Origin of the sequence: Immundisolibacter sp. (genome assembly GCF_041625615.1) — a bacterium.
GTDB lineage: Bacteria > Pseudomonadota > Gammaproteobacteria > Immundisolibacterales > Immundisolibacteraceae > Immundisolibacter.
In genome coordinates, this window is the sequence record NZ_JBFJTF010000086.1 from 1 (window position 1) to 9954 (window position 9954).

Annotated in this window: 9 protein-coding genes and 1 pseudogene; 7 read left to right on the top strand and 3 right to left on the bottom strand. The window is 70.4% G+C overall.

The features are described from left to right. Window positions 1-172 precede the first annotated feature (172 nt). On the bottom strand, window positions 173-1246 hold the full coding sequence (gene lptF / locus ABYX71_RS07920; protein ID WP_372695960.1) for an LPS export ABC transporter permease LptF: 1074 nt from the start codon (window positions 1244-1246) through the stop codon (window positions 173-175). Window positions 1247-1457: 211 nt separating this feature from the next. Between lptF and ABYX71_RS07925 the strand changes: the two genes are divergently transcribed. Next, window positions 1458-2180 carry an NTP transferase domain-containing protein gene (locus ABYX71_RS07925; protein WP_372695961.1) on the top strand — a complete coding sequence of 241 codons (723 nt, stop codon included), beginning with the start codon at window positions 1458-1460 and terminating at the stop codon, window positions 2178-2180. 7 nt (window positions 2181-2187) lie between these two features. On the opposite strand, the gene ABYX71_RS07930 is transcribed toward ABYX71_RS07925, so the two are convergent. Further along, on the bottom strand, window positions 2188-2979 hold the full coding sequence (locus ABYX71_RS07930; RefSeq protein ID WP_372695962.1) for a nucleotidyltransferase family protein: 792 nt from the start codon (window positions 2977-2979) through the stop codon (window positions 2188-2190). Further along, window positions 2976-4112 (bottom strand): GNAT family N-acetyltransferase, encoded by a 1137-nt coding sequence (locus ABYX71_RS07935; RefSeq protein ID WP_372695963.1) that lies wholly within the window; start codon window positions 4110-4112, stop codon window positions 2976-2978. The genes ABYX71_RS07930 and ABYX71_RS07935 overlap by 4 nt, the downstream gene beginning before the upstream one ends. 171 nt (window positions 4113-4283) lie before the next feature. On the opposite strand from ABYX71_RS07935, the gene ABYX71_RS07940 reads away from it, so the two are divergent. From ABYX71_RS07940 to ABYX71_RS07965, 6 genes and pseudogenes are all read left to right on the top strand, one after another. Then, window positions 4284-4766 (top strand): HIT family protein, encoded by a 483-nt coding sequence (locus ABYX71_RS07940; protein ID WP_372695964.1) that lies wholly within the window; start codon window positions 4284-4286, stop codon window positions 4764-4766. After that, window positions 4763-6556 (top strand): fatty acyl-AMP ligase, encoded by a 1794-nt coding sequence (locus tag ABYX71_RS07945; RefSeq protein WP_372695965.1) that lies wholly within the window; start codon window positions 4763-4765, stop codon window positions 6554-6556. Before ABYX71_RS07940 ends, ABYX71_RS07945 begins: the two co-directional genes overlap by 4 nt. Next, complete coding sequence (locus tag ABYX71_RS07950; RefSeq protein WP_372695966.1) at window positions 6549-7484, top strand: NAD-dependent epimerase/dehydratase family protein; 936 nt, start codon at window positions 6549-6551, stop codon at window positions 7482-7484. The genes ABYX71_RS07945 and ABYX71_RS07950 overlap by 8 nt, the downstream gene beginning before the upstream one ends. A gap of 79 nt (window positions 7485-7563) precedes the next feature. Then, a complete protein-coding gene (locus ABYX71_RS07955) occupies window positions 7564-7806 on the top strand; it encodes an acyl carrier protein (RefSeq protein WP_372695967.1) in 243 nt (80 codons plus the stop codon). Window positions 7807-7814: 8 nt separating this feature from the next. Next, window positions 7815-9029, top strand: a complete 1215-nt coding sequence (locus ABYX71_RS07960; protein ID WP_372695968.1) for an aminotransferase class I/II-fold pyridoxal phosphate-dependent enzyme — start codon at window positions 7815-7817, stop codon at window positions 9027-9029. A gap of 11 nt (window positions 9030-9040) precedes the next feature. Then, window positions 9041-9954, top strand: a pseudogene (locus tag ABYX71_RS07965) (hypothetical protein); the annotation flags it as partial.

A 9954-nucleotide genomic window follows, 5' to 3' on the forward strand; every position in this document is an offset into this window, starting at 1 on the left:
AGCCGGCGCGGCAGCATCATCAGCACGTACAGGAAGGCGTCGACCAGGGTGTAGGTGCCCTCGACGTCGTCCAGTTGCTGGACGAGTTCGATGAAGCTGAACAGCGCCACGAACACCAGTGCCACCAGCAGGTAGCCCTGGGCCATGGAGCGGGCCAGGTAGCGGGCCAGGATCATGTGCGGCGTCGCCGCCAGCGCGGCATCCACATCAACAGTGCCAGCACCCCGCCGGCCGCCAGCGGCACCAGCAGGACACCCGGCCATGGCGGCAGGTCGCCGTTTTCGACCGCGTCCATGGCCACTGCCAGCAGGTTGTAGTAGACCATGCAGCCGAACAGTCCGGCGGTCAGCTTGCTCGACCGGCTGCGTCGTGGCGGCATGCGGCTGATGGGCACGCCGAGCAGCCCCAGCAGCACGGTCGACAGTGGCGCGGCGATGCGCCACTGCAGCTCGGCCGTGTCTTCCGGGTTGTCGGAGGCCGCCAGTTCGCCGTTACTGGTGGATTTGCGGCGCTTGCGGACAGTGACCTGTTCTTCGTCCAGCCGCAGCGCCAGCGTCTTGTAGCGCACCACCATGTCGTTGCCGAGGCTGTCGCCGCTGCCGGCGTCGAGCTGGTAGAAGCGGCCGTTGTGGAACTCCACCACCTGACGGCCGTCGTCGCCGGTCAGCTGGCGCGCGCGCTCGGCAAACACCACCGCCTCGCCCTGGGCGCCGGCGTCGGCATGGGTGAACACCTGCAGTCGGTCGTCACCGTCGGCCGCTTCGCTGAACATCACCAGGCCGCCGGCGAAATCGGCGTAGAAGCGACCCGGCGGCAGGCGGGTCAGGTCGAAGCGGCTGTCGGCGCCGGCCTCCAGCCGGTAGACGTTCTGATACAGCTGCGGGCGCACCACCAGCGAGGCGGTGGCCACCACCAGCGCCACCGGCACCGCCAGCCACAACACGGCGCTGATCAGCCAGCGCTCGCCCAGACCCGAGGCGGCCAGGGCGGTCGCTTCCTGGTCGCGTTGCAGGCGGCCCAGGCCCAGTGCCACCGACAACAGCAGCGCCATCGGCACGATGGCATCCAGGCTGATGATCAGCTTGAGGCCGATCAGGATGGCGGCCAGTCCGGCCGGCAGGGCACCGCTGGCCGCTTCGCCCAGGAAGCGGGCCGAACTGTAGCCGGTGAACACCAGCAGCAGGCTGCCACACACCACCGCAAACGGGCTTGTAAGCTCGCGCAGCAGGTAGCGTCGAAGAATCATGGGGCGGGCGGATTCGGGGCGGAAGGCGGGCGGGCAGTCTAGCAGGCCGCGCGGTGCCCTTGGGTCGGCCCCGCGGCGCCGTGTGCTAGGCTTCGCGCCGGCATGGCCGGCCCGGTATTCGGTATCACCGGCCAGCCACCGGGCCGCCCGGCCCGGCGACCGCGTCGCGGTCGGTTGTTTTCCCTGTCGTCGCGGAGTCCCGAACCCAGTCATGCAGGCCGTCATCCTGAGCGCCGGCCAGGGCCGGCGCTTGTTGCCGCTTACCGCCGATCGTCCCAAGTGCCTCATCGACCTGCACGGCAAGACGCTGCTGCAATGGCAGCTCGATGCCCTGCTGGCCGCCGGTGTCGGGCCGATCACGGTGGTTACCGGCTATGCCGCCGCCGCCGTCGAGGCCCTGCTGGAGCGCCACTACGACAGCCGGGTGGTGCGCGCGCAGTTCAATCCGTTCTTTCAGGTGGCGGACAACCTGGGCAGCTGCTGGATCGCCCGCGACGCGTTCGAGGGCGACGTGCTGCTGCTCAACGGCGACACCGTGTTCGAGACGCCCGTGGTCGAGCGGTTGCTGGCGGCGCCGCCCGCGCCGATCCGCCTGACGGTGGACAGCAAGGCCGGCTACGACGACGACGACATGAAGGTGGTGCTCGACGGCGAGCGGCTGCTGCGCATCGGCAAGCACCTGCCGGTGGATGCGGTCGATGCCGAGTCGATCGGCCTGCTGCGCTTCGACGCCGCCGGGGCGCGGCGGTTTCGTCAGGCGGTGGAACTGGCGTTGCGCGAACCGGACGGCCTGCGCTGGTGGTATCTGTCGGTGATCGACCGTCTGGCGGACGAGGGGGTGGTGCAAACCTGCTCGATCAGGGGGCTGCGCTGGGGCGAGGTGGACTTCCCGCGTGATCTGGAACCGGCCCGGGCGGTGGTGGCCGACGCCTGACGGCCGCTCAGGCGTCGCCAGCCAGCAGCGCCTGCACCAGTTCGAGGTCGGCCACCGAGTCGACGTCGACGGCGGCGCGCGGGTCGTCCAGCAGCACCGCGCCCAGGCGCGCGCCGACGCGCTGTGACAGGCGTCCGAAGCCGTCGGCCAGCGTCAGCTGGTGCGTCAGGTATTTCAACAGCGTTCCAGGGCCAAGTGCCGCCGCCAGCCGGTGCGGCTGTTTGCGCCGCTGTTCGAGCTGACGCCAGAAGGCCGGTGCCCGGCGCCCGGCCGGGTTCAGGAAGGCGAACAGGTTGCAGCCGCAAAAGGCGCCGTCGCGAAAGCGCAGCGCCGTGCGGCGTGACTGTGGAAACGCCGCTCGCACGCCGGCCAGTTCGGTGAGGCCGACCACGGCATCGTTGCCGCTGGCCAGCGCCGCGCCGCAGAAGCGGTCGACCCAGGCGCTGCGCAGTAGGGCGTGATCGGCGGTGGTCAGCAGCACAGGCTGGTCGTTTGGCAGGCGCTCCAGCGCCGCCAGTGCCGAGGTACTCGGCGACGGCTGCGGCGGCAGCCAGGCCAGCCGCCCGGTGGCGATCAGCGCCGACAGCGCCGGGCAGTCGGCCAGCAGCGCCTGATCCGGGCCGACCAGCGTCATGCCCCCTATCGCGGTGCTGGCGCCGAGCGCGTCGAGTACCCGCAGCACCATGGGTTGGCCGGCCAGTGGCAGCAGCGCCTTGGCGGACACGCCGGTGTGGCGCAGCAGGGGGTCGTCCGGGCCGCGGTCGCCGGCCAGCACGATGGCGTGAAAGGTGCCGCTCACAGCGCCTTGCCGTAGACGCGGTAGCGCTTGTAGCAGCGGCTGCCGAGGGACTCGATGATGCTGCACATGCCGCGGTTGTCTTCCAGGATCCACGACATTTCGGCCTGCGTGGCGCCGCGGCGCAGGGCGGTCTGACGCGCGGCGTCGATGACCAGCATGGCCAGTGCGCTGCCCAGGCGTGTGCGCTGCAGGTGCGGGCGCACGCCCATCAGCGCCACGCGCACCCCCTTGGGGTGGCGCACCTTGAGGCGCCACAGCAGCTTGGCCCAGCCGAACGGTGCCAGGCGGCCGTCGAGATCGGCGATCGCCTCGTTGAGGTTGGGCAGCACGGCGATCATTGCCACCGGCTCGCCGTCGATCTCGGCGATCTGCACGAAACCGGGATCGACCAGCCAGCGCACCAGCTGGCCGAGCTGCTTGAACTCGGCCTCGGTGAACGGTACGAAGCCCCAGTTGCCGGCCCAGGCATCGTTGAAGATGTCGCGCAGGATGGCGATGTCGCGGTCGAGGTGCCGGAAGTCGACCGGCCGCAGCGATACCTTGTCGCGCTCGCGTGCGATGACCCGCCGCGCGGCCGGGGGGAACTCGAAGTCGGTGCCGACGATGTAGGCCAGCATATCCTTCGCCTTGGCGTAGCCGAGTGCCTCCAGGCGGGGGCCGTAGTACGGCAGCGCATGCCCCATCATCACCATCGGTGGCGCGTCGAAGCCGTCCACCAGCAGGCCGCATTCCTCGTTGATGGACAGGTTGAACGGGCCCCGCACCTCGGTCGCGCCCTGCTGGCGCAGCCAGCCCTCGGCGGTGCCGAGCAGGGCGGCGAACACCTCGGCGTCGTCCTCGGCCTCGAGCAGGCCGAAGTAGCCGACCTGCTCGCCGTGCGTCGTCGCGTGCAGGGTGTCCACCTGCGCGCTGATGCGCCCGACCACCGTATCCCCGCGTTTCGCCAGCCAGGCCTGAAGGCGCAGGTGCTCGAACACCGGGTTTCGCGGCGACAACAGCTCGTGCCGCTCGAGCAGCAGCGGTGGCACCCAGTGCGGATCGTGTTGGTACAGACGTTGCGGCAGGGCCCAAAACGCCTGTCGGCCGGGTCGGCCCGACAGCGGTTCGATACGGAGTGCTTGCAGCTGGCTCAAAATGGGATACACCGGTGCGTGGAAGTGGCGCGGCGCACCTGGCAGGGTGTCTAGTGGTATGCGCCGGCGCACCAACATGCGCTATATTTCGCGATTATTTCATGACACTGCTTGCGCCTTAGCCGGCGCGGGCTTCACGCAGGGAGTCGCCTTGCGCATTGTGCCAGCGTCGTGTCCGCGCCACCCGCCACGCAGTGGCAGCCGCAGCTCGTGGTGCTCTACGCCGTGAATGCGACCGCGGCCAAATTCGGTGACCCCGGCACACGCATCGGTCAATGCGGGGCCTGGACCGTGCTGGTCCGGCCGCGTCAGCCGACCCTCGGGTCGCTGGTGCTGGTGTGTGATGAGCCGGTGAACGCATTCGGGCAGGTGAGTGCCGGCGCGTATGCCGATCTGCGCCAGGCCACGCAGCGTATCGAGCGTCTGCTGGCCGAAGCGTTCGCCTACGACAAGATCAATTACCTGATGCTGATGATGGTTGACCCCGACGTGCATTTCCACGTGCTGCCGCGTTATGCGCAGCCGCGGCAGTTCGCCGGCCGCAGCTGCGTTGATGCGGCCTGGCCCGGCCCGCCCGACCTGGCGCACGACCTCGACCTCGGTGCCGCCGCGACCGCGTCCCTGGTCGCCCATCTGCGGGGCCGTTGGGCATGAGCGGCGCGCCGGTGTCGGCCCGCCGCGGTGCGGGTGCCGGCCTGCTGCAGCCCACGCCGACCCAGAATACGCTGGCGCTGCGCTTCGCCGATTTCGACACCTTGACCCAGGCGCTGGATTACGCCGCCCAGGGCGTCACCGGCTGCAATTTCCACGACCCGCGCGGCGAGCTGGTGCTGGCGCTGCCGTACGCGCAGCTGCGCGAGGATGCGCTGGACATGGCGCGCCGCCTGGCGGGTCTCGGTCTGCCGCGGCAGGCGCGCGTGGCCCTGGTGGCCGAAACCGACCCCGATTTCGTGCGCCTGTTCTTCGCCTGCCAATATGCCGGGCTGGTGCCGGTGCCGCTGCCGGCGGCGGTGCACCTGGGCGGGCGCGAGGCCTATGTGCGCCAGTTGAGCGCCATGCTGGACAACTGTCAGGCCAGTGTGGCGGTGGCGCCGGAGAGCTTCGCCGACATGCTGCAGACCGCGGCCGTGGGCGCCAAGCTGGCGTTTTGCGGCACGCCCGCGCAGTTTCGGCAGTTGCCAGCGGTGTCGACGGCGCTGCAGGCGGCGGGTCCCGATGAACTGGCCTACCTGCAGTACACCTCCGGCAGTACCCGCTTCCCGCGTGGGGTGATGATCACCCATGCCACGGTGATGCAGAACCTGCGGGGCATCGTGCGTCACGGCCTGGCCATCCGCGAGGATGACCGCTTCATGTCGTGGCTGCCGTTCTACCACGACATGGGGCTGGTCGGTCTGGTGTTCTCGCCGCTGGCGGCGCAGCGCTCGGTGGACTACCTGGGCACGCGCGATTTCGCCATGCGTCCGCGCCAGTGGCTGACGCTGATGTCGCGCAATCGCGCCAGCATCGCCTTCAGCCCCCCGTTCGGCTACGCCCTGGTCGGGCGGCGCCTGCGCGCGTCGGACGTGGCGCAGTACGACCTGTCGGCCTGGCGCATCGCCGGCGTCGGTGCCGAGACCATTCGCGCCGAAACGCTGGAGCATTTTGCCGAGGCATTGGAGGGCAGCGGATTTCGACCGCAGGCCTTCCTGCCCTGTTACGGCATGGCCGAGTGCTCGCTGGCGGTCAGCTTCGCGCCGCTGGCGGCGGGTGTGGATACCGACCCCATCGACGCCGAGGCGCTGGCCGCCCAGCGCGTTGCACGGCCTGCGGACGAGGCCAGTGCCGGTGTGACGCGTTTCGTCGACTGCGGTACGGCGCTGCCGGGTCACGACATCGAGATCCGCGACGCGGCCGGCCGGCGCCTGCCGGAACGGCGCTGCGGCACCATTTTCGTGCGCGGACCGAGCGTGATGTCCGGCTACTTCGGCGACGCGCAGGAGACCGCCCGCGTGCTGTCCGCGGACGGCTGGCTGAACACCGGCGATGTCGGTTACCTGGCAGAGGGCCGGCTGTTCATCACCGGTCGCGAGAAGGATCTGTTCATCATCAACGGCCGCAACATCTGGCCGCAGGATCTCGAGTTCCTGGCCGAGCAGCAGCCCGAGCTGCGCCCGGAGGATGCGTCGGCCTTTGCCGTGCCCGGTGGCGACGGCGGAGACCTGGCGGTGCTGGTGGTGCAGTGCCGCGAACAGGATCCGCTGCGCCGGGTCGACCTGGTGACGCGCCTGCAGGCGCTGATCAAGGCCGAACTGGGCATTCCCTGTTTCATCGAGCTGGTGCCCCCGCACACGCTGCCGCGCACCTCGTCCGGCAAGCTGTCGCGCTCCGGCGCGCGGCGCGATTTTCTGGCCCGCAACGGCGAGACGCTGGAGCCGAGCCGCCTGACACAGGGCGTTGACTGAGGCCGGCGGCGCGACGGTAGCCGTCACCGGGGCCACCGGTTTCATCGGCGCCGCGGTGGCGCGCCGGCTGGCCGGAGACGGTTGGCGGGTGCGCCTGCTGGCCCGGCCCGGTTCCCAGGGTCGCCTGCCCCTGTTGGCCGGTGCCCAGCCGGTGATCGGCGAGTTGACCGATCCGCCCACGCTGCAGCGGTTGCTGCAGGGGGCACAGGCGGTGGTGCACTGCGCGGGTGCGGTGCGTGGCGCCACGCCCGGCGATTTCGAGCGCGTCAACGTCGCGGCGCTGGCTGCCCTGCTGGACGCAATGGATCAGGCCGGTGCGCCGCGGCTGCTGCATCTGTCCTCCCTGGCGGCGCGCCATCCCGAGCTGTCGCATTACGCGGCCAGCAAGCGGGCCGGCGAGCGGTTGCTGGTGCAGCGCCTGCCGGCGGCGCGGCGCCTGATTCTTCGTCCGCCGGCCGTGTATGGCCCGGGCGATCGCGAGCTGCGTCCGTTGCTCGATGGCATGGCACGCGGACTGGCGGTGCTGCCGGCGCCACGCACGGGACGCTTCTCGTTGCTGCACGTCGACGACCTGGCCGCCCTGGTCGTCGCCCTGCTGGCCGGTACCGTGGGGTGGGGCGACATTCACGAGCCGGACGACGGCCATCCCGGCGGCTACGACTGGCAACAGTTGACCGCTGCCGTGGCGCACGTGTCGGGGCGACGCGTGCGCACGGTGACCGTGCCGGGCGGGCTGCTGGCCTTGCTGGGCGCCGCCAACGAGTTGCGTGCGCGCCTGTTCGGACCTTCGCCCATGCTCAGCCGGGGGAAGGCGCGGGAACTGCGCTGGCTGGACTGGGTGGCGGCCGGCAATGCCGGTGTTTCGGGCAGCGGCTGGGTGCCGCGCATCGGCCTCGAGCAGGGTCTGCGCGACACCTTCACGGGCTGAGGCGGGCGCACCGCTGTCGTGCGGGCGGCTATACTGCCGCCCACACCGGCCCGGACATCAGGTGAGCAGGAGGGACTTCATGGCAGTTGGCGCAGGGCGCATCCTTGAGACCTTGAAGTCCCGTTTGAGTGCCGTCACCGGCAACGATGCCGTAACCGAACAGACCGACCTGGTCGGCGACCTCGGGCTGGACTCGTTGCAGGTCATGGAGCTGCTGATGGAAATGGAAGATGCCTTCGACATCTCGATCCCGGTCAACGTCATGGCCGAGGTCCGCACCGTGGGCGAACTGGCCGGCGCGGTGCAGGCACTGCTGAACTGACCTGCCTCGTGAGGTTGTTCGAGAAACTCGCCCATGCGGCCGCGGTGCGGCGCGATGTGGTCAGCAGCGGCGGCCTGGTGCCGTTCGGTGTCACCGTCGAGCGCCTGTTGTCGCCCACCGAGGGCCTGGTGGCCGGCCGCCGGGTGATCCTGGGCGGCACCAACAACTATCTGGGCCTGACCTTCGACCAGACCAGCATCGAGGCCGGTGTGGTGGCGCTGCGCAGTGAGGGCACCGGTACCACCGGCTCCCGCATGGCCAACGGCAGCTACGCCGGCCATCTGGCTCTGGAACACGAGTTGGCGGATTTCTACGGCTGGTCGCAGGCGATCGTCTTCTCGACCGGTTATCTGGCCAACCTTGGCATGATCAGCGCGCTCACCGGGCCGGGCGACGTCCTGGTCATCGACGGTGACTGCCACGCCAGCATCTACGATGGGTGCCGCCTGTCCGGGGCCGAGGTGATCCGCTTTCGGCACAACAATGCGGCCGATCTCGATCGCCGCCTGGGCCGTCTGGGCGAGCGGGCGCAAAATGCGCTGGTCATCGTGGAAGGCATCTACAGCATGCTCGGCGACCAGGCGCCGCTGCACGACATCGTGGCCGTCAAGAATCGCCACGGTGCCATGCTGATGGTCGACGAGGCGCACTCGCTGGGTGTGCTGGGTGCCAACGGTCGCGGCCTGTGCGAGGCCGCCGGGGTGATGGACGACGTCGATTTCGTGGTCGGCACGTTCAGCAAGAGCCTGGGCGGGGTCGGTGGGTTCTGCGTCAGTCCGCATGCCGAACTGGGTCTGGTGCGCTACGCCAGCCGGCCTTACATCTTCACTGCCTCGCCGTCGCCCGCCACCATCGCGTCCACCCGCGCCGCACTGGCGGCCTTGCGCAGCCGGTCGCAGCTGCGTCAGCGCCTGTGGCACAACGTGTCGCGCCTGCATGGTGGGTTGACCGCGCTCGGCCTGCCGCCGGCGGCCGAGCCCAGCCCGGTGCTGGCGGTGTTGCGCGACAGCCGCGATCAGGCGCTGGCCGACTGGCAGGCGCTGCTGGACGCCGGCGTGTACGTCAACCTGATGGTGCCGCCGGCCACGCCGGGCGGCATCAGCCTGCTGCGCTGCAGCATCAGCGCCGCGCATACCGACGCGCAGATCGACCAGATCCTGAACGCCTTTCGCGCCCTGCCGGGCGCCGGCCACGCTGCCACGGGGCAGGCCGCCCTGGCATGAGCCGCGCGGCCATGCGGTCCGAACCCGTATCACCGGCCGCCCTGCTCACACCGGTGCGGCTGCAGGTGGCGCCCGGTCACTCCCCCGACCCGCGCCCGCCGGTGCGGATCTTCGTCGGCACCGAGCCGGTGCAGCACCGCGCCGAGCGGGTGTTCTTCCATGCGCTGCGCAAGGTGCGCAATCCGGCGCGCGTGTACGAGGTGTACCGCATGCTGCGCCTGCCGGGCTTCGCCCAGGGACGCTGGCGTACCGGTTTCACGAACTTCCGCTTCGCCATCCCGGACCTCGCCGGGCGACACGGGCGCGCCCTGTACAACGACGTCGACGAAATCTATCTGGGCGATCCGGCCGAGCTGTTCGACCGGCCGATGGGCGAAGCGGGTTACCTGGCCCTGACCCCCTCGGACACGGCGGTGATGTTGCTCGACTGCGCGCGCATGGCGCAGGTGTGGACACTGGAGCGCGCGCAGCGCCTGGGCAAGAAGACCCTGCTGGAACTGGCCGCCGAGAAGCCCGGCCTGTGGGCGCCGCTGCCGGCGCAGTGGCATGCCCGGGACACCGAGTACCGTCCCGGCTTCACCACCTGCCTGCATTACACGGCACTGAACCTGCAGCCGTGGCATCCGACACCCGAGCAGTACTCCTACCACCCGCATCCGCTGGGCGAGCTGTGGCGCGATCTCGAGCGTGAAGCCGACGCCGCCGGCTACGAGATTTTCAGCGCCGCCGCGCCAAGCCCGGCCTATGGTGATGCCGCCGCCCGGCTGGCGGTGCCGCCGCGCTGGCGGCTGCCGGCCGACGTCGCTCGATGGGTCGGGCACGCAGCCAGCGTGGTGACGGTAGGTCCGCTCGACGCGGCCGGTTTCGGTCGGGTACAGGCGGTCGAGCTCGACCGCCTGGCCGGGGCCAGTGGCGACCTGGTGGC